The 18,264-nt window shown below is 48.6% G+C and carries 16 protein-coding genes and 1 tRNA gene; 4 read left to right on the top strand and 13 right to left on the bottom strand.

The features are described 5' to 3' along the window. Nucleotides 1–10 precede the first annotated feature (10 nt). From fadJ to OGV67_RS05675, 3 genes are all read right to left on the bottom strand, one after another. Nucleotides 11–2,158, bottom strand: a complete 2,148-nt coding sequence (gene fadJ, locus OGV67_RS05685) for a fatty acid oxidation complex subunit alpha FadJ (RefSeq protein WP_047462278.1) — start codon at nucleotides 2,156–2,158, stop codon at nucleotides 11–13. Next, nucleotides 2,158–3,468, bottom strand: coding sequence for an acetyl-CoA C-acyltransferase FadI (gene fadI / locus OGV67_RS05680; RefSeq protein WP_115614650.1), 1,311 nt, complete (start codon nucleotides 3,466–3,468; stop codon nucleotides 2,158–2,160). Before fadI ends, fadJ begins: the two co-directional genes overlap by 1 nt. Before the next feature lie 178 nt (nucleotides 3,469–3,646). After that, nucleotides 3,647–3,931, bottom strand: coding sequence for a YfcZ/YiiS family protein (locus OGV67_RS05675; protein ID WP_024130148.1), 285 nt, complete (start codon nucleotides 3,929–3,931; stop codon nucleotides 3,647–3,649). A 371-nt stretch (nucleotides 3,932–4,302) separates the two neighbouring features. Here OGV67_RS05675 and fadL point away from each other — a divergent pair, with 371 nt between their 5' ends. Continuing rightward, nucleotides 4,303–5,652 carry a long-chain fatty acid transporter FadL gene (gene fadL, locus OGV67_RS05670; protein ID WP_024130146.1) on the top strand — a complete coding sequence of 450 codons (1,350 nt, stop codon included), beginning with the start codon at nucleotides 4,303–4,305 and terminating at the stop codon, nucleotides 5,650–5,652. Nucleotides 5,653–5,714: 62 nt separating this feature from the next. Here the strand turns inward: fadL and mlaA are convergent, their stop codons facing one another. Then, nucleotides 5,715–6,470: a phospholipid-binding lipoprotein MlaA gene (gene mlaA / locus OGV67_RS05665; RefSeq protein ID WP_024130145.1), complete on the bottom strand. Its 756-nt coding sequence runs from the start codon at nucleotides 6,468–6,470 to the stop codon at nucleotides 5,715–5,717. Between the two features lie 288 nt (nucleotides 6,471–6,758). On the opposite strand from mlaA, the gene OGV67_RS05660 reads away from it, so the two are divergent. The 3 genes from OGV67_RS05660 (at nucleotide 6,759) to OGV67_RS05650 (ending at nucleotide 9,168) form a co-directional block, all read left to right on the top strand. Beyond that, nucleotides 6,759–7,691 (top strand): formate/nitrite transporter family protein, encoded by a 933-nt coding sequence (locus OGV67_RS05660; protein ID WP_012131426.1) that lies wholly within the window; start codon nucleotides 6,759–6,761, stop codon nucleotides 7,689–7,691. Nucleotides 7,692–7,766: 75 nt separating this feature from the next. After that, nucleotides 7,767–7,841 (top strand) — tRNA-Arg (locus OGV67_RS05655). A 160-nt stretch (nucleotides 7,842–8,001) separates the two neighbouring features. After that, entirely contained in the window at nucleotides 8,002–9,168 is a 1,167-nt protein-coding gene (locus OGV67_RS05650) for a tyrosine-type recombinase/integrase (RefSeq protein ID WP_286465504.1), read from the top strand. On the opposite strand, the gene OGV67_RS05645 is transcribed toward OGV67_RS05650, so the two are convergent. The 9 genes from OGV67_RS05645 to OGV67_RS05605 form a co-directional block, all read right to left on the bottom strand. Then, nucleotides 9,165–9,872, bottom strand: a complete 708-nt coding sequence (locus tag OGV67_RS05645) for a retron Ec48 family effector membrane protein (RefSeq protein WP_180344604.1) — start codon at nucleotides 9,870–9,872, stop codon at nucleotides 9,165–9,167. The genes OGV67_RS05650 and OGV67_RS05645 overlap by 4 nt on opposite strands. Next, nucleotides 9,859–11,046 (bottom strand): reverse transcriptase family protein, encoded by a 1,188-nt coding sequence (locus OGV67_RS05640; RefSeq protein WP_286465094.1) that lies wholly within the window; start codon nucleotides 11,044–11,046, stop codon nucleotides 9,859–9,861. Before OGV67_RS05640 ends, OGV67_RS05645 begins: the two co-directional genes overlap by 14 nt. Before the next feature lie 761 nt (nucleotides 11,047–11,807). Beyond that, on the bottom strand, nucleotides 11,808–12,080 hold the full coding sequence (locus OGV67_RS05635; protein WP_023219962.1) for an Ogr/Delta-like zinc finger protein: 273 nt from the start codon (nucleotides 12,078–12,080) through the stop codon (nucleotides 11,808–11,810). Between the two features lie 282 nt (nucleotides 12,081–12,362). After that, entirely contained in the window at nucleotides 12,363–15,050 is a 2,688-nt protein-coding gene (locus OGV67_RS05630) for a DUF927 domain-containing protein (RefSeq protein WP_286465091.1), read from the bottom strand. Then, nucleotides 15,047–15,457: a DUF5375 family protein gene (locus OGV67_RS05625; protein WP_001063902.1), complete on the bottom strand. Its 411-nt coding sequence runs from the start codon at nucleotides 15,455–15,457 to the stop codon at nucleotides 15,047–15,049. The genes OGV67_RS05630 and OGV67_RS05625 overlap by 4 nt, the downstream gene beginning before the upstream one ends. After that, nucleotides 15,450–15,686, bottom strand: a complete 237-nt coding sequence (locus OGV67_RS05620; protein ID WP_003838756.1) for a hypothetical protein — start codon at nucleotides 15,684–15,686, stop codon at nucleotides 15,450–15,452. Before OGV67_RS05620 ends, OGV67_RS05625 begins: the two co-directional genes overlap by 8 nt. Continuing rightward, entirely contained in the window at nucleotides 15,683–16,273 is a 591-nt protein-coding gene (locus OGV67_RS05615; RefSeq protein ID WP_286465087.1) for a host cell division inhibitor Icd-like protein, read from the bottom strand. Before OGV67_RS05615 ends, OGV67_RS05620 begins: the two co-directional genes overlap by 4 nt. 88 nt (nucleotides 16,274–16,361) lie before the next feature. Beyond that, nucleotides 16,362–17,366, bottom strand: coding sequence for a P2 family phage major capsid protein (locus OGV67_RS05610; RefSeq protein ID WP_000270793.1), 1,005 nt, complete (start codon nucleotides 17,364–17,366; stop codon nucleotides 16,362–16,364). A gap of 22 nt (nucleotides 17,367–17,388) precedes the next feature. Next, the gene (locus tag OGV67_RS05605; protein ID WP_180344600.1) at nucleotides 17,389–18,249 is read right to left on the bottom strand and encodes a hypothetical protein; all 861 of its coding nucleotides are present in this window, start codon (nucleotides 18,247–18,249) and stop codon (nucleotides 17,389–17,391) included. Between the last annotated feature and the right edge of the window lie 15 nt (nucleotides 18,250–18,264).

Here is an 18,264-nt window from a genome sequence, read left to right as displayed (position 1 = left end):
TGATATGACCTTATTCCTTCAGGTCTGTTTCCCCACTGTTCCAGAAACGTTCACCGCGTTCAGCCATCCGCAATAAGCGCTCGCACGGGGTAAACCGGTCGCCATACTGCGTAGCCAGTCGTTGCAGAACCGCAACCACTTCACCCGCGCCGAGAGTGTCCATATAACGGAACGGGCCGCCAAGAAACGGCGGAAAACCAATACCAAATACCGCGCCGATGTCGCCATCACGCGCGCTGCGGATCACCTTCTCATCAAAGCAGCGCGCCGCTTCATTGAGCATTAACATCACGCACCGCTCAGCCATTTGCTGCGCAGAAAGTCGGCTCTGCCCTTGCGTACCAATAAGCCTATAAATTGCAGGGTCGACCTGTTTTTTGCTTTTACGCCCTTTCACGCCATAAAGATAGAAACCGCGACCATTTTTTCTGCCTTTGCGATCGTCATTCAAAATTGAGGCAACAACGTTTGCAGGCGCGCTAAAACGTTCGCCGTAAGCGGCCTCCAGTACAGGTATAATTTTAGTGCCTGTATCGATGCCAACCTCATCCAAAAGTTGGATTGGCCCGACCGGAAAACCAAACTTGACCAGCGCGGCGTCGATCGCTTCGACGCGTTCACCTTCGGTCAGCAGCCGTATTGCTTCGTTGATATACGGGGCAAGAATACGATTAACGTAGAACCCGGCTTTATCGCTGACCACAATCGGCGTTTTGCCCTGTTTTTTCGCCAGCTTAACGGTCGTGGCGATCGTCTGCGCGGAGGTTGTCGCATGAGGAATGACCTCCACCAACGGCATTTTTTCTACCGGGCTAAAGAAGTGCAAACCAATCACCTGCTCAGGCCTGGCCGCGTTAGCCGCGATGTCGCCGATGGGTAAAGATGAGGTGTTGGAGGCAAAAATGGTGTGAGGAGCGCAGTTTTGCTCGACTTCCGCCACCATCTGCTGTTTTAACGCCAGATCTTCAAACACCGCTTCAATAACCAGATCCCGATGCGAGAAGCCACGGTAATCCGTTGAGCCGGAGATTAGCGCCAGCTGTTTGTCGCGTTCGCCCGCTTTGATATGGCGGCGGCGAACTTTGGTTTCAAGCTGATCCCAGCTGTACTTCAGCGCGTGGTTGATGCCTTTGGCATTAATATCTTTGATGCGAACCGGCAAGCCGCCTTTACAGGCCGTCACGTAAGCAATACCGCCGCCCATCAGACCTCCGCCCAGCACGCCTACGCTGGCTAACGGGCCAGGCTGCGCATCGCTCCCCGGATCTTTTTTCACTTCGGTGCTGGCAAAAAAGATATTCCGCAACGCCTGCGACTGCGGCGTCATCGCCAGTTCGCCAAACGCCCGCGCTTCCGCGTCGTATCCGCTGCTGCTTCCCTGCGCCAGCCCGGTTTCAATCACCTCAAGGATTCGCTCTGTCGCCGGGTAATTACCCTGCGTTTTCTGCCCGGTTTTTTTACTGACCATGCGAAACAGCAGCGTGCGCCCAAGCGGCCCGGCCAGAATACGTTCACGCACCGGTAAATTCCGCTGAGCGGAACGCCCTTTAATCGCCAGTTCCACGGCAGCCTCAAGCAAGATGGCATGCGGCACGACTTCGTCCACCAGGCCAACCCTGAGCGCTTGTTTTGGCCGTAACTGCTTACCGGTGAGGATCATGTCCAGCGCCGTACTCACCCCAACCAGGCGCGGTAATCGCTGCGTACCGCCAGACCCTGGCAGCAGCCCCAGTTGCACTTCCGGCAGGCCCAGCACGGTTTTCGCATCATCAGTACAAATGCGCCGATGGCAAGCCAGCGCCATCTCTAACCCACCGCCGAGACACGCGCCGTGAATGGCGGCGACAACCGGAACAGACAGCGCCTGAATTTCAGCCATTATCTGCTGGCCCTGACGCGCCAGCGTTTCAGCTTCCTGCGCGCTTTTGCAGTTGCCGATCATGTTGATATCCGCCCCCGCGATAAAGTTATCCGGCTTCGCAGAAATAAAAACCACACCGCGCAGCGCCTTGTTTTCCCGAATCTGTTTCAGGATGGCGCGAACCTGCGTCGCAAACTCCGCCTTCAGGGTATTCATTTTCTCACCGGGGACATCAATAGAGACGACCGCGACGTTATCCAGACGCACGTTAAGCGTGAACGCTGATGTCATGTCCATTATTCCGCCTCCAGAACCATTGCCGCCCCTAAACCCCCCGCAGCACACGCGGTCACCAGGCCAAAACCGCCTCCCCGACGGCGTAGCTCATGCAGGGTTTGCGTGATCATCCGCACCCCCGTTGCGGCAAACGGATGTCCATAGGCAATCGACCCGCCGAGGACGTTAAACTTACTGTCATCCACTTCCCCGGTCGCATTCGCCCTGCCCAGCACGTCGCGGGCAAAACGCTCACTGCCAAGCAGTTGAATGTTAGCCAGCGTCTGGGCGGCAAAGGCTTCATGCATATCAATTAACGAGAGATCGGCCAGCGTTAATCCGGCCCGCTCCAGCGCCAGCGGCGTCGACCAGGCCGGGCCCAGCAGCATGTCCTGCCAGACGTCAATTGCGGTAAACGCATAGCTACGCAGATAGCCCAACGGCGCCAGGCCAAGTTCTTTAGCGCGAGACTCCGTCATCAGGATGACGGCTGCCGCGCCATCCGTCAGCGGCGTACTGTTCGCCGCCGTGACCGTCCCATGTTGTCGGTCAAACGCGGGGCGCAGCTTCGCATAATCTGCCAGAGTAGAGTTGCCACGAATATTATTGTCTTCAGAAAAAGGCTCTTTATACGGCGGCGCATATGTTGTCATCACCTCATCCGCCAGTTTACCTTCGGCCCAGGCCTGCGCGGCTCGTTGATGGGAACGATGCGCCAGCGCATCCTGCTGCTCACGCGTAATGCCATAGGTTTTCGCCATTTGCTCGGCCGTATCGCCCATCCGTAGCCCGGTGGAATATTCAGCGACCGCGGGCGGAACAGGCATCAGGTCTCGCAGACGCAGGCGGGAAAAGAGTTTGAGTTTTTGCCCGGTCGTGCGGGCTTTATTGACGTCCACCAGTATACGCGCCAGCTTTTTGCTGACGCCAATGGGTAACACGGAAGAGGAGTCCGCGCCGCCAGCAATCCCCGCGCGAATCGTCCCCGCCATCAGGCTTTCCGCAACATTCGCTACCGCCTGAAAACTGGTCGCGCACGCCCGGCTTACGCTGTAGGCATCGGTGTGAACATTCATCCCCGTACCCAGCACAATTTCCCGGGCGATGTTGGGAGCTTCAGGCATTTGCACCACCTGGCCAAAAACCAGTTGCTCAATAACCTCGGCAGGTATTTCACTGCGCGCCAGCAATTCCCCAACAACCATTTTTCCCAACTCAACAGCAGGAATGCCATGAAAAGCGGTGGCCTGACGAGCAAACGGCGTACGTAATCCGCTTACAATGGCGATACGATCGCCCTGGCGGGTAACCAGTGGTAAAGCCTGACTCATAACATTCCCCTGTAAAAAAATAAAATAAGTGGTCTGACCTGATCACAGTCTTAACCAATTTTTTACATTTCGCCAAGCGGAGACGCCAGAAAGTGAGAGCTAAGACACAGAGGATAGTAACAGAGGGTTACGAAAATGCCCCTGCCAGAATTTGACAGGGGCATTCAAAAGAAGGGGATTAACGCAGACCCAGCTGGAAGATCAGCGTTTCAGCTTCGCAGGCGAAGACAAAGTCGATGTCCAGACGCACGCCTTCAGCTTCTTCGGTAAAGGTGGATGTAATCTGGCAAGGTTCAGACTCCACGCCACGCGCTTTTTCTGTCAGAGCCGCCAGCGTCTCTTCGGCCTGCGCGCGGTTTTCAAACACACGGCTGTAGGACGCGGTGCAATCGGAGTTGTCCATAATGGTGCCAACATCCATACAGCAGCAAACCGGGGTTTCATCAGCACTGCATTTACTCATTGTAGATTTCCTCTGTATTTGCACTCAAGGTGCCAGATAAATATTGAGGATATTTTACGCTCGTGGAAAAAGGCTCTCCAGTCGTTAATGACGCAAAATGGGATAAGTGACCGAAATCACACTTAAAAATGATCTAAAACAAAAATCGCCCAATCGAGTGAGTGCGCCAGGCCTCAAATTTGCCAGCTGGATCGCGTTTCTACGATCACAATTGAAAAATATTATAAACATACTTGCAACATTCCAGCTGGTCAGACCTATACTCACGCCACTGGTCTGATTTCTCTGTCGTACCTCAGACCCTACACTTCGCGCTCCTGTTACGGCATGTAACATAGTTTGTATAAAAATAAATCGATGAGGTTATGGTCATGAGCCAGAAAACCCTGTTTACAAAGTCTGCTCTCGCAGTCGCAGTGGCAATCGTCTCCACACAAGCCTGGTCTGCAGGCTTTCAGTTAAACGAATTTTCTTCCTCTGGCCTTGGCCGGGCTTATTCGGGTGAAGGCGCTATCGCAGATGATGCCGGTAACGTTAGCCGCAACCCGGCGTTAATTATGATGTTCGATCGCCCCACCTTCTCTGCGGGTGCGGTGTATATCGATCCAGATGTCAATGTGACAGGTCGCTCTAACTTAACCGGGCAAAATGCCAACGCGAATAATATTGCGCCAACAGCGTGGGTTCCTAACCTACACTTCGTTGCGCCGATCAACGATCAGTTCGGTTGGGGGGCATCCATTACCTCCAACTACGGCCTCGCCACCGAATTCAATAAAGATTATTCAGCCGGTATCTATGGCGGTAAAACAGACCTGCAAACGGTGAACCTGAACCTCAGCGGTGCCTATCGCCTGAATAATAGCTGGAGCTTCGGGGTTGGTTTTGATGCGGTTTACGCGAAAGCTAAAATTGAGCGCTATGCGGGTTCCCTCGGTCCGGTGCTTTCACAACAGCTGGTTGGACAAGGCGTACCCTCTCAGTGGACGGATGGCATTAACTCCCCTGACTCCCAGATCGCCCACCTGAAGGGTGATGAGTGGGGATTCGGCTGGAACGCAGGCATCCTGTATGAACTCGACAAGGATAACCGTTGGGGCCTGACCTACCGCTCTGAAGTGAAAATCGACTTCGAAGGCGATTACAAAAGCTCCATTAACCCAAATCTGAACAATATTTTCGCCAGTATGGGGCTTTCAAGCCTGCCATACGGCACTGGCGGCGCAACACAGAATGGTTCCTTAACCCTGAACCTGCCTGAAATGTGGGAAATCTCCGGTTATAACCGCGTCGCGCCGCAATGGGCTATCCACTATAGCCTGACTTATACCAGCTGGAGCCAGTTCCAGGAGTTAAAAGCCAAAGGCGACGACGGCCAGACGCTCTTCTATAAAGATGAAAGCTTTAAGGATGCGTACCGTATCGCGTTGGGTACGACCTACTACTACGATAAGAACTGGACTTTCCGTACCGGTATCGCGTATGACGATAGCCCGGTTCCGGCAAACAAACGTTCCATTTCTATTCCCGATCAGGACCGTCTGTGGCTGAGCGCGGGTGCAACTTACGCCTTCAATGAAGATGCTTCTATTGACGTTGGCGCATCTTATATGCACGGCCAGAACGTGAAATTTACCGAAGGGGAAGGCCCGGCAGCTTACTCCTTCAAGTCTGACGGTAAAGCCTGGCTGTTCGGTACGAACTTTAACTACGCATTCTGATTTTCATCAGACGTAAAAAAAGGTGAGTCTTTTGACTCACCTTTTTTATTGGCCTCGTGTGGTTATTCAGAATCAATCTCTTTGAGATCGTCCTGAATCGCCTGGGCATTCGGGTTTTCCTGCGGTTTAAGCTTCCCGCCGTTAGCGATGAAGTCATGACGCTGGAAGTATGCTTCACGCACCAGAATATACGGGTCGGAAGACTGACGCAGCAGACCATCGGAATCCAGCAGTTGCGCGCGGGTTTCAATTCCTTCAATGGTCCATTTACCGATCGACATCGGCCAGGTGAGCCAGGAAAGTACCGGATAAAGGGTATCGGCCATATCACCGCCATCTTCACGCAGCGTGAAGCTGCCATAGAACGGAAGTTGCACGTAGGGGCCATACCCCACACCGTAATGGCCTAACGTACTGCCGAAACGGTGCGGTTCAACACGCTGTAGTTTTGGATTCGCCATCCCCGCAACATCAATAAAGCCCCCCATCCCCAAAATACTATTCAGGAAGAAGCGGGTGAAGTGCACCATGCCCTGATAGGGATCGCCCTGCAGGAAATAGTTCACCATAATCGCAGGCTCTTCGAGGTTGCTGGTAAAATTACTCAAACCATTTCTGGCAGGCTGCGGAACATAATCACGCCAGGCGACAGCGACCGGTCGAACGACATACGGGTCCAACACGTTAAAGTTGAAGTTGTACATGGTGCGGTTAAATCCTTCGAGCGGATCTGAACGCCCCTGCTGTTCTGTACCGGAGCTTGCACATCCCACCAGCAGTGTGCTCCCCAGCGCAAGCGCCGACAGGCGAAGCTTCATAAATGTCTCCCTGTTGATTATGGCTATCGCTGATTGCCATCCATGACGGAACGAGACCGTATCCGCCTGTTTAGGTGTGAGCGATTGTAACAGCACGTCAAATGATGTCTATATACTGATTCTTGTTGATTTGATCATAGCCTGTAACTCTGGCTCATGGCGTGTTTCATTCTAACCGGGCGGGTAAAAACGCGCGTCGCCTTTTTTGCGATTTCAGAGTTTGCCCTGCCTTCAGTCGGATAAAAGCCACTACGCTTTAGACAAATGTGTTCATCACGAGGTCTCACAATGGATAAATTCAGCGAAGAGAAAATTGATCAACACAGTGACGAACTCGAAGTCGAAAGCGAAGAAAAACAACGCGGGAAAAAGATAGAGGTCGACGAGGATCGCCTCCCCTCACGCGCGATGGCGATTCACGAACATATCCGCCAGGACGGCGAAAAAGAGCTGGAGCGTGACGCTATGGCGCTGCTGTGGTCAGCCATTGCCGCAGGGCTCTCAATGGGCGCCTCGCTACTGGCGAAAGGTATTTTTCACGTACAGCTGGACGGCGTCCCCGGCAGTTTTTTACTTGAGAATCTGGGTTATACCTTTGGTTTTATCATCGTCATCATGGCACGCCAGCAGTTGTTTACTGAAAATACCGTCACCGCCGTTCTGCCGGTGATGCAAAACCCGACGATGGGCAACGCGGGTCTGCTGATGCGACTCTGGAGCGTGGTGTTGCTGGGCAACGTAGTCGGTACTGGCATCGCCGCATGGGCTTTTGAATATATGCCTATATTTGACGAAGAAACGCGTGATGCGTTTGTCAAAATCGGCATGGATGTGATGAAAAACAGCCCTGGCGAGATGTTTGCCAATGCCATTATCTCCGGCTGGATCATTGCCACAATGGTATGGATGTTTCCCGCTGCCGGCGCCGCAAAAATCGTGGTGATCATTCTGATGACCTGGCTTATCGCCCTCGCTGACACGACCCATATCGTCGTGGGTTCGGTTGAAATCCTCTATCTGGTGTTTAACGGCACGCTGCACTGGAGCGACTTTTTCTGGCCCTTTGCTTTGCCCACGCTGGCGGGGAATATCTGCGGCGGTACATTCATCTTCGCGCTTATGAGCCATGCGCAGATCCGTAATGATATGAGCGCCAGACGCAAAGAAGAGGCCAGGCTGCGTGCCGGAAAGAAGGCGGAAAAGCAGAAAAAACAGTCCTGAATGGCGACTGTTTGAGCAGTCAGGCGGCGATATACTTACTGTGCAGGGTAAAAAACGCTATACTCGTGCCGCCTCGTCTCCTTAGTTAAATGGATATAACGAGCCCCTCCTAAGGGCTAGTTGCAGGTTCGATTCCTGCAGGGGACACCATGAACACTTCTCATTAATTCCAACGCAGTACATAACTCATTGATTTAAATCCAAACCACTTATTATATTTGTCCAGTAAAGTGCCATTATTTCTAATGGAATCTATACATTTTTGCGTATAACATTGTGTATAACTGAGTTCGATCTTTTTTCTATACACATGCTGCTATCTGACATCCAAATAAAAAGAGCAAAACCGAAGGACAAACCCTATACGCTTAACGATGGTATGGGGCTATCGCTCCTCATCGACACATCGGGTAGTAAAGGCTGGCGTTTTCGCTATCGCTTTGCTGGTAAGCCTAAGATGATTTCCTTCGGCGTATATGGCGATGTGTCATTGGCACAAGCACGTGCTAAACGTGATGAAGCACGTTCGATGTTAGCCAAAGGGATCAACCCAAGTGAAGCCAGAAAGGCAGATAAGATTGCTTTGCAGTTCGCGCATGAGAACAGCTTTGAGTCTGTAGCCAGAGAATGGCACTCATCGAAAAAAAACACCTGGTCAGAGGGGTATGCAAAAGAGGTTCTCAACTGCATGGAAAAAGATATTTTCCCTTTCATCGGCCAACGCCCAATTGAGCAGATTGAACCACTAGAGCTGCTAACCGTCCTGCAAAAAATAGAGAAAAGAGGTGCGCTAGAACAAACCAGCAAGATCCGCCGCCGCTGTGGTGAAGTGCTTCGTTATGCTGTTGCCACTGGTAGAGCAAAGTATAATTTTGCACCCGATTTAGCTATCGCACTCAGCAAACCTAAAACTCAACACTTCCCGTTCCTGACTGAAAGCGAGTTGCCTGAGTTCGTCAATGCTCTGGATAACTATCAGAGCAGTTTAGTCACCAAATACGCCACGCAGCTGTTGATGCTAACAGGCGTGCGAACAATTGAACTACGCGCAGCGGAATGGACTGAGTTTGATTTAGATAATGCCTTATGGGAGATCCCCAAAGAACGGATGAAGAAACGCCGTCCCCATCTGGTTCCGTTATCTACTCAAGCGATCAGCATCCTGAAAAAGCTGCAAGAAATAACTGGGAATTACAGCCTCGTTTTCCCTGGGCGAAACGATGTCAGGAAACCAATGAGCGAAGCCAGTATCAACAAAGTGATAAAGCTGCTTGGCTATCATGGTCGGTTAACGGGTCACGGCTTCAGGCATACCATGAGTACTATTTTGCATGAACATGGTTTTGAAAGCGCCTGGATTGAAATGCAACTTGCGCATGTTGATAAGAACTCCATTCGAGGCACATACAACCATGCTCAATACCTTATACAAAGGGCAAGTATGCTTCAATGGTATGCTGACCATATACTAATCTAAATATATTTCCTTTCTAACATGCAAAGAACAGGATAGCCGTCGATAAACGTCCTATTAACTGAGTCGATTAGACCTAACACTTCACACTCTATTTCGACAAATAAATTCTTAGGTCCATTATTTATTTTCATTCCTATTTTTGACGTCGCATCAATTATTTTCCTCTGATGAGTCTGGTATTTATAATTACCATTCAACGATGATATGTTATAATTAGCTTCCTCAATCACAGATTTAATACCATTGAGAAAAATCAAATATTCAGCGCTATAATTAAGATCTCCTTTCTTTGATCTAGGAAAAATTACATTATACCAAGCATAAACATCTATTGTATCAGGATATATTTTCTTTCGCTTTGCAATTTCTGTATTTACAAAATCTCTAAACATAGAGAAATGTGCTATATGGTTTGTTATATTACTATTATCAACTCCTGAACGATAAGTTCTTAAAGCAACAATCACCCCACCAATAGCTGCAATAAGGGCAATAAACCACCCAAAAGCTTGAGCTAATGCAATCACCCCTTTTATCTTTTCAGAAAAATTGTCTATACATTTACTTTGTATGCACAGATCCAATTTATACATATCCTGAGATATAATAGTTGATGTTAATGAAAAAAATAAAACAAAAATAAAAACAAAAGAAATAATCGCTATAAAGAAAATAAAATATTTCATTTCATTATCTTTGGACATTCGGCTTAATCCTGTTCAGTCGCTTACGTAAATCCTTCACTACTTCGTGAAAAGACGAACTTCTGTTTATCAAAGATAACAGATGGCTAACAAGTTGATATCGACGAAAATAGATATCACTAGTATTATAACCTTTAGCATGTAATTTCTCGAGTTTTACTAACTTACCTTTGCAATCAACAATATCTTTATATGATGGCATAGGCCGTATTAATTTTATTTTAGACATAAAAACAAGATGTTTTTCATGTCCAACTCGGCCTAATTTGTTAATCCTCCCCATACATCTGTTAAATTCAATCCTATATGCCAAACTTGTTTTGTTATTATTTTTTGAGGCATTAGCAATTAAGTTATGCAAAGAAGCCCGTATTTTTTTTACTTCATCTGACGGTAATCTAGGTTTACTATGATCTATTCTTAATCCATGAACAACAAGAGGCTTAGTTGAGGTAATAAACACACCTGACTTTTCTACATTTATCGGTAAATCTTTTTTAGCCAACATATCTTCAATATGCTTTCTAATTTGCGAAAAATCAAAATCATGGATTTTTGATGATACTGTTATATCATCAACCAAGCGTGTATAGACAAGTTTTTTACGCTTAGCTCTTGCATATATATCAGCTTCGACATCATGCAAACATAATGATGCTATATAGCTAGATGTTAAGGCACCTTGCACAATGAAATCACCTGCACAACAAACATCTACTATATAATCTAAAGCATCATCTTTGATATTCAGAACTTTATCAAAAACATCTCTTACGATATCTTGATGGATGTTATCAAAAAAATTCTTAATATCAATTTTCAGAATTGATTTAGCAGCGCAATGCTGGCTAGCACATGTAATATAATCCCTTTTTATAGATTCATCATCATTATCACACGGCACTGAACCATATAAATAAACAGGCCAAATCACAAGAGGCCGAAAAATACGGGAGTTAATTCTTCGCTGCAATCTCTTTAATTTAAAATGAGGTCTATAGACGGTTCTCATAGTCCCATCTATTTTGGGTTTTTCGAGTTTTACATAGCGTTTTTCTAATGGGATAGCTCTGATCTCTTCAAGTTCTTCGATGGAAAAACCCAAAGTCTGAGAAAGCTTTTTCAACGATGGAATCGCAGATGCAGTTGTTTTTATTGGTCTATCAGAAGACATGCTAATATCTCATGGCAAAGTTACTTACGGTCTCCCCATAATCAAGGGTGCAGAAAAACAGAGATGCCTACACCAAAAGTTGCTAGCAACAGCCTCTGTTCTCTACGACCGTAAGTAATGCCCGACAGCTACGGCGCCAGCCGTCGTTGGCGGCGGTGGGGCCTCGGATCGAGTCTGGATAACCAGACGCCCCCCAGGGGGCAAAAGCTAGCAAATTATTAACTTGGTTGCAGCATTCAAAGCGAAACGCTTGAGCTGACAAAACCTTACCAGTATTTTCCTTCAAATACAATAGACTGAAGATTAGATCGCGCAGATTTACCTTGCACAGATAGCCCACCTTCTAACCGTATTTACCGCCATTTCATATTTATCCATGACTGGTACAAAAAAGTGTAAACGACCAAAATCGCACTACACCGCACCCGCCTGCGGTTTTCATATCACTAAAATTTTTCAGTTGTGATTTTTTACAAACGATATCGCCAGCCCGCGCCCGTGCTGGGGATGCTCTGCGAGACAGGAACTGAAAAGAATGAAAAGAAATTCAGCTTTTTTCAGTTTTACTGTCCGTAGTATCTATGGCCTGAATACGCAACTCTATGATATTAAATGGATAATTAATTTTAGGTGTGTAATTTTATGAAGGTTTGTGAAACATGAAAAACATAACAAGTTGAAAAATAATAATTTTATGTCCGTATAAACTGAAATCCCGTGTTCAGGTTCCGGGAACGGATCGGCCATTCCCGACGCATACTTTACCCATTCTTTTGCGCAGCCAGCAGCAACTTTAAAGCCTTTTCCCGCTCCTCGGGTGGAATTGCATCAATTAGCTCTTTAACCCTCCCCTGCCCGTTCAGCGCGCTTGGACTAACGGAATGGGAGAAAGCAACATTCATCACAAACGAGTGACCGCACTCCACATTAGAGCAATAGCAGTACACATCGTACAGTTGTGGGTGTTTCCTGTTTGTTTTACCTATCCGCGCTACTGCCTGACATGTGGGGCAGTACATTCTTATCATCTTCATCGTTCTGTGCCCTATACTGTTGCCCGCCAGAAGAAGGGATTTGGATCCCTACCTCTTGTTCTGAACGTGTAACACTGGTAACACGTGTAACGCTATTGATTTAAAAGGATTTAATCTGTTACCAGTTAGCAAAATCAAGAGGTAACGCGTGGTAACACACCATTTTTTGTTACCTCTGTTACCAGTCAGTATTTTTGACTGGTAACACTGAAGAACCGTATCAGTAGCGGGTGTTACCTCTGTTACCAGTGTTACCTCATAAAAATAAGACTCACGCGATAATTACTCAGGTTCGGCGCTTCCCAGTACCTGTGTATTGAACTGGTACACACGTTTAAGCCCTATTTCTGGCAGGCGAATGCTGTTTTGCGTCCGGCCATCTTCACCGGGTTTCAGCCAGCCCGCGTCCACACACAACCTGGCCACCTTACGCGAGTCAAATCCCTTACAGATCTCCTTCCAGCCTGACGGGAGAACGTAGAACGTCACAACCGGCTCTGTCACGTTGTCTCCTTTATCGACTTTTCTGAATCCCATCATTGAAACAGGCCGGTTCCTGTCGTCATTCCAGTCAGCAAACCGACTGAACTGATTACGCGTCATAAAGTCCCGTACCTGCTCAAGTGCCGCTTTATCTTCCTGATTAGCTGTATGACCCCGGTCAGCCATCCATGCAGCCAGACAGCTTTGAGCGGCACGAAAAGCTTCTCCTTCCGGCCATCCTGTGATGCCCGCTTTTGTGGCCAGTTCCCCGGCCATAGCAACCAGAGCAAAACGGGTAACAGCCCGGCCAACCTGATTCCCGGCATTTTCCGGCGTCAGCCTTCGGGTGTACTCTTTCAATAAGGCTTTCGCCTGGCTGGTCAGTTCCGGCAGATCAGCGGTCAGGCAATGCAGCCAGTCGCGGAATGGTGCGCCATGATAATGCGCTACGTGCTGCTCAAGATGCTCAGCCAGGGTTTTCCCGCTACTGAAGCCATGAAGTTCTTCAAACACGCCATATTTGCCCGAATCGCTTGGGATCTGGATCATTCTGACCTCAACCCCGGCATACGTACGTTCCCCGGCGCTTGCCGCATGTTCCACCAGTGACAGTTCCCCGGTGGACAGAAACAACAGATTCCAGCGGTTGGTTTCCCTTACCGAACCATCTGTTCTGGCTCTGGCTTTGCCCTGCCCGTTAGCCAGCATATAAGCGATATTCCCCGCCTCCCTGCCGTCAACCTCCCGGATTTCATCGAGCATCAGCGTGGCATCATTGCGGCGGCTCGCCGTTCCTTCTAATGCATTCCCCGTCGCCCGCCACGTATGCCAGAAATCTGTTCCACCACATACTGATGCAGCCACTTTCATCGTAGTGGTTTTACCGTCTGTTGATTCCCCTTTGAGGTGATAACCTCCACCGCCGATACCAACCAGTTTCAGAAGGGGGGCAGCAAATGCCAGACTCACCGCAAAGGCAAGACGGGCATTCTTTATGCAGTAACGGCCTATATTTTCACGCCAGTCCTCTGATGTGCCGCTGACACGAAAATCACGCCCCTGCACACTCGATGTTTGTAAGATGACTGACTGGGCTTCGCGCCCTATCACTTCATCCTGGAGAACGTAAACCCCGCCGTGCCAGCCCGTTTTATTCACACAGGTTACTTTTCTGTCCGGTTTACACAGCGAGATATATTCCATCAGGAATGCTCTGGCCATGCCGTTAATGTTGATGTACGAAAGTCCGTTAACCAACAGAACGCGGCGCAGCTCTTCCCCGCTGCCACCCAGCATCTCCATCGGCATTGCCCATTTACGGCTGTTTCCGTTGGTATCTTCCCATTCCAGCAAACGCCCGTAATTACTCCCATCAGCATCACTGGTGATTGCCGTCACCCGCAACGGACTGCAAATTTTGATATTACGTATCTCCGTATCGCCATCAGACTTATTAACCAGCTTGTCGTACCACAAATATTCTTTTGTGAGCCGGAACCCTTCTGGTAAACGGGTCTGCCCTTTACCATGCAGCGTCATTTCTTCCCGAAAGGCATCTCTCGCCCGTTCTTTCCCTACTTCCTGCCGATAATCATCCCAGTCAGCCTTATGGCGTACCGGAGGGAGCGTTACCCAGCCATCCACCGCTTTGGCGGCTTTCTCTGCCTGAATACGCCCGGTGTTTTCTTTCCCGTCAGCCAGATCATTATCTCCGGCCAGAATGATCTGGGTTTCCGGCCAGCGTTTTCGGATCTGCTCCGTCACCTTCAGTAAATTGGTGGCAGCGACAGCTGCCACGATCCATCCTTCAGTCAGCAGACTGACGGTAAGCGCCGTGGCAAAACCCTCAGTGATAATCACCTGTTCAGGTGTTTCAGCGGGTATATCGGTCAGGGCAATGAATGCACCAGACAGCTGGCTACCGGGCAGCAGACTTTTATCCCCGTCAGGATTGATAAGCTGGCCACCGGTAATATTCCCGGAGATATCCGTCAACGGCAGCAGTAATGAACCGGAGGAAAATGTTATTCCGGCCAGATTCAAAGGCTGTGACAGCAAGGGAAATAAATACCCGTGTAAGCCCTTGTTTGTCAGATAGACCGGCTCACCATTGCAGGACTGCTGTCTGAGTCTGGTATATCGCTCCGCACCCGCTTCTTTTCCTGCGGCCTTTTTCCTGGCTGGCAAAGCGGGCTTCTCCTGTATTTCTGGTAATGCAAGCGCCTCAGATACCATCCCGGCAGCTTCTTTTATCTTTCTTCCTGTCACCAGACGAACCAGATCAAGACCATCGCCATGACCGCACTGATTACAAAACCACGTCCCACGCCCCGCTTTATCGTCCAGTCGAAAGCGATCTTTGCCACCACAGGCAGGGCAAGCCCCATGATGTCCTGCGGACGGTACTTTGATACCTAATGCTGACAGGATATAAGGCCAGCGCCCAATTGCAGCCCCGGAAATCGTGGATACAGACGGTGTTTTCACAGCAGCACCTCCTGACCTTCCGGCTTCACAAATTCAAAACCTTCGGGTAGTTCGCCATCAGGTGCACCGAAAATAATATCCCGGTAAACCTCACGCATCTCTGTGACACCAAAAACTGACAGGCGAATATTTTCTGACATAAAGCCCGGTTTAAGCATTTTTTCCAGTTTTTCTGCGGCCAGTATGCAGCCTGCATCAGCCCCAAACTCATTCACCCACGGCATTTCAATATGGTAAATAATATTGCTCACCACTTTTTCGTGGGTGAGTTCTATTCGTTCGCCATCTTCAATATAAACAGGTTCATTATGAACACGCGCCATTAAGGAAATGAATGCATCAGCAATGTAGTACCGTAAAACTGCTGTTCGTAAAGCATGCGCCTTTAAATTTTGATTATTATTCATCGCGCATCACTCCCTTAATTGTGCTGGTTTCCTTAACAACGCCATCCAGTTGTTCGGCAATACAGGCCACTAAAGCCGCAGCGCCTTCTGCTGAAACAGTTCTCGCTCCATTCACTGTGGGAACGGACAGGACCTCTGCAAGAAACTCACTGGCCAGTGCAGCCCGTAACAGACGACTCTCACCCAGTTCGCTCAATATGCAGCCTTGCTTAAAATTCATGGATTTCATGCAACCACCTCCCCGGCACTTTTCACAGGGATACGGGCAGCAAAGCTCAGGATAAATTCAGTGGCAAGTTTAAGGCGTGCAGCATGCTCGCAGTCTGCGATTACACGCACAGGACGTGGACGGGCATCACGGTCTGTACGGCGGACAGCCAGAAAGACAAAGGTAAATTCAGGGTGAGATAAAGCAGTGACTGTAGCCATAATGGCAACCTCCTTCAGATAGCGGGTAACGCTACCACCGGAGTTCCTACGCTCATGGGTGGTAGCCCAGACGGGGGTAGGAATACCGGCTCTGAAGGATACCGGCCAGCCCGAAAGCTGCCCCGCCTGGACTACCATAATACTGATGATGTGGCGTAAAAAATAAAAAAATACAATCAGCCACCACACCATAAATTTTAGGTGAGTCAAAGCTGCGACACAAAAAAACACGCCTGGCGCGTGTAGTATCGCCTTCAGATAACACGGGTTCCTACGCCCGGCTGCCGATTTTGCGGCAACCTTTAAACTATATCCCGTGCATTCCTGGTGAGGCAAGAAATTTATAACCGAAAACTGATCATTGCCTGGATTAATTAACGCTGGCATGCTTAAGCCTCTGCTTAAAAATAGTTCTTCATTTTTTCCTGATGCTGTAAACGAGACCCGCCTCTGAGCGGGTCTTTCTGTCGCTAAGTCAATCCGCAAACGTCAGAGCGCTCTCATCGACAGCCGCGTACAGTTCTGGTTCACCGAGTGCATAGCCTTCATTGCGCAGGTAGGAATGTACGTATTCACTGTTTTCATCATCAAACTCAGCACGAAACCAGCGTGTTATCGCCTGGGTGTATATATGCAGATTATCCAGCGTCGTTACTGCCAGACGCTTACCCGGCATAAACGGGGGAATAAACGCAAAGCGGCCAGCAACAGAACTTGTAGCCATCTGTGCAGCATTCACATCAGCCGGGCGGTCTGCGGCATTAAATAACTTCAGGCGTTGATGTGCTGCCAGCTCTGCCCCAACCAGTACAACCAGACGGGGATCTTCACGAAACTGCTCAGCAATAAGCTCAGTAATCAGATGGTTGGCCAGAGAATCAATATTTTTCCAGGTGCCAGTCTCTCCCAGAGTGACAGGCTCAGAGATGATTTGCTTCCCGTTTCCGTAGGCTTTCGCCAGTGCATGCCAGCCAATATTGACATCCTCGCCTTTTTTATTGATTTCCGGGTTTGTAGTATTTGCAATCGACACACCATTGAAACCGACCCGCAGCATGTCCAGCGCATATGCCTGAGCAAAAAAGCTCTCAACCGTTTTCTCAAACTCATCCGGCACACCGGTATGGTAAATATGAGACATATCGGAATAGCTGATCCGGGCGCAGGTATCCGTCTCTGTCAGAAAGAACTCCGTACCATTGATTGCCATTTTTTTGTGGAAACGGCCACCATCCACACGTCCGGTATGCAGTTCACTGGCACCAATATTGACGGCATTACCTGACACGGCGTTAACATCACGTAGGGTGATATTTTTAATAAGCCACCCGGATTCCAGAATTGAGGTACGCAGTATATTTTCAGTGGGTTCGCTTAATGCAAAGCGTCTGTTTGATTCCTCCTGATAGTTAGTGCCAGTGACGAATTTATTATGATAACGACGTGCTGCGTCCGGCCTTTCAGTTTTGAAGGCATACATAGTTTTTCACCTTTAATAGTATTTAAGAAAAGATTTTATTTTTGTACTCAGTAACCCGATTGTGTTTCATTACATGCTCAACGTAATCCCGGTCACTTACGACTGAACGTAATACATGATTATCTGCTCGATAGTACTCCCTGTAAGCCATAGTTCTTGCCATTCCACCGTTATTTAATACATAACGATCAGTTGGAACGCTACAACGGCTAATAATTTCATTAACAGAATCAGACAAAGATTTGAGTGCATCTGTAATAAATTTAATATCACGAACAACGTCACCGTCATTAAACACAGAAATAAAATCAGCAGGGATCTGGCCGGATTGAGGAAATATGCTCAGTAAACGCTTCTCAACTCCCTTACCAATGTAGTTAACTTCATCGGCCAGTATGCCCGGTAAAAGCTTGATTGTGCTCAGTCGGCTATGTTGCTCATTCAGCCGCGAAACAGCCAGATGGTAACACCGTTCAGCATCCGCTCGTTCAGCATGCCCCGTTTTATTCGTTTTGGCTTCAGCAATGCTACTGACGCCGTTTTTTGAGAATGTGCTTTTCCATGCAACTTCCGCATTTGTCACTTCACGCTGCCGGAAAGATAACTCTTCCTCTTCCTGACGACACAACTGGGCATAACGGCTTAGGAGCAGGTTGATCTCATTCGCCACAGCTTCCGTATCAGGTACTGTTAACCCCGTAAGTGAATACAGCTTTTCACCTTTAGCACGCAGCTTATTCAGTGAATAGATTTCGATAATACGCACAATACAGGCTATGTCGCTATGAGTTTCTTTAAATGGGCTTACTTTGTAACTATCTAACACCGACACATGTTCGTTCTTAATTGATGCCATTTTTTTCTTAAAAACATTGTCAATCATATAATTTCCACCTCA

It is taken from the genome of Citrobacter sp. CK188 (assembly GCF_030333525.1).
Lineage (GTDB): Bacteria > Pseudomonadota > Gammaproteobacteria > Enterobacterales > Enterobacteriaceae > Citrobacter_B > Citrobacter_B koseri.
Note: the sequence above shows the minus strand (reverse complement) of the source record. Positions and strands in the feature narration are given on the sequence as shown.

Coding starts and splice junctions, on each gene's coding strand:
- fadL (WP_024130146.1), top strand. CDS start 4,303: ATGAGCCAGAAAACCCTGTTTACAAAGTCTGCTCTCGCAGTCGCAGTG.
- OGV67_RS05635 (WP_023219962.1), bottom strand. CDS start 12,080: ATGAAGATGATAAGAATGTACTGCCCCACATGTCAGGCAGTAGCGCGG.
- OGV67_RS05650 (WP_286465504.1), top strand. CDS start 8,002: ATGCTGCTATCTGACATCCAAATAAAAAGAGCAAAACCGAAGGACAAA.
- OGV67_RS05660 (WP_012131426.1), top strand. CDS start 6,759: ATGGATAAATTCAGCGAAGAGAAAATTGATCAACACAGTGACGAACTC.
- OGV67_RS05675 (WP_024130148.1), bottom strand. CDS start 3,931: ATGAGTAAATGCAGTGCTGATGAAACCCCGGTTTGCTGCTGTATGGAT.
- OGV67_RS05605 (WP_180344600.1), bottom strand. CDS start 18,249: ATGATTGACAATGTTTTTAAGAAAAAAATGGCATCAATTAAGAACGAA.
- OGV67_RS05640 (WP_286465094.1), bottom strand. CDS start 11,046: ATGTCTTCTGATAGACCAATAAAAACAACTGCATCTGCGATTCCATCG.
- OGV67_RS05615 (WP_286465087.1), bottom strand. CDS start 16,273: ATGCCAGCGTTAATTAATCCAGGCAATGATCAGTTTTCGGTTATAAAT.
- fadI (WP_115614650.1), bottom strand. CDS start 3,468: ATGAGTCAGGCTTTACCACTGGTTACCCGCCAGGGCGATCGTATCGCC.
- OGV67_RS05645 (WP_180344604.1), bottom strand. CDS start 9,872: ATGTCCAAAGATAATGAAATGAAATATTTTATTTTCTTTATAGCGATT.
- OGV67_RS05625 (WP_001063902.1), bottom strand. CDS start 15,457: ATGAATAATAATCAAAATTTAAAGGCGCATGCTTTACGAACAGCAGTT.
- OGV67_RS05610 (WP_000270793.1), bottom strand. CDS start 17,366: ATGTATGCCTTCAAAACTGAAAGGCCGGACGCAGCACGTCGTTATCAT.
- mlaA (WP_024130145.1), bottom strand. CDS start 6,470: ATGAAGCTTCGCCTGTCGGCGCTTGCGCTGGGGAGCACACTGCTGGTG.
- OGV67_RS05620 (WP_003838756.1), bottom strand. CDS start 15,686: ATGAAATCCATGAATTTTAAGCAAGGCTGCATATTGAGCGAACTGGGT.
- fadJ (WP_047462278.1), bottom strand. CDS start 2,158: ATGGACATGACATCAGCGTTCACGCTTAACGTGCGTCTGGATAACGTC.